We start from the raw sequence: 930 nt of genomic DNA, 5'->3' as shown, positions 1-930 counted from the left end.
ACCGGCGCCTGCACCGTGAGCTCGAACGCCTGCGCAAAGAGCAGACTGCGCACACCAACCGGATCCGCTCCCTGCTGGTACTGCACAACCTTCGGGTCCGGTCTGTCGGCGGCCGCATCTGGACGCACTGGTGGACCCGTCAGCGCGAGCTGCTGGCGCCCGGTCTGCGCGCCGAGATTGACCGTGAATGTGAGCGGCTCGTGCTGGTGCACCAGCAGATCCGCCTGCTCGAAGTGCAGCAGGACCGGCAGGTGCGCAGCGGCGCACATCCCGGCATGGCGCTGCTCGCACAGCTTGCCGGCATCGGTGCAGGCAGCGCATGGACGCTCGTCAGGGAACTGTTCGGCTGGCGGCAGTTTCGCAACCGCCGCGAAGTGGCCGGCTGTCTGGGCCTGACGCCCACGCCGTACGCCAGCGGCACCAGCGAGGTTGAACTCGGTATCAGCAAGGCGGGCAACCGGCGATGTCGCTGGCTGATGGTCGAGCTCGCCTGGAGCTGGCTGCGCCTGCAGCCCGGCAGCCAGCTCAGCCACTGGTTCAACGAGCGCTTTGCCGGTACCGGCAAGCGGATGCGGCGCATCGGTATCGTCGCGCTCGCACGCCGTCTGGCGATCGCCCTGTGGCGTTATCTCGAGCACGGCGAGATCCCCGCCGGTGCGCTACTCAAACCGCGCGACGTCAACACCGTGAGGGCCTGAATCACTGAATGACATCGGATGCAGCAACAGCATGTAAAGGTCAACGCGCCCGGAACACGCTCGGGCTACCCATTGCGGGTGGCCGTTTCCCTAGATGGGGCGCGTCGGTAACAGGGTAGCTCCAGCGCTTCGCGCATGCGGCATGAGGTGACCGGCCTGTCAGGCCGGCACGGATAGAAGGTCGACCCGGCACTGACCGGTCAACAGACACCCTGACCTGAATGACATTGAC

The 930-nt window shown here is 66.5% G+C and carries 1 protein-coding gene; it reads left to right on the top strand.

Annotated features, from left to right (window positions below; genetic code table 11):
- Positions 1-698: transposase (locus tag KHO33_RS41895; RefSeq protein WP_211629346.1), on the top strand; the 698-nt coding region annotated here is incomplete at its 5' end.
- Between the last annotated feature and the right edge of the window lie 232 nt (positions 699-930).

This window comes from Paraburkholderia nemoris, assembly GCF_905221015.1.
Lineage (GTDB): Bacteria > Pseudomonadota > Gammaproteobacteria > Burkholderiales > Burkholderiaceae > Paraburkholderia > Paraburkholderia nemoris.
The sequence above is the reverse complement of the archived record's forward strand: the minus strand, read 5'-3'. Positions and strand labels throughout refer to the sequence as shown.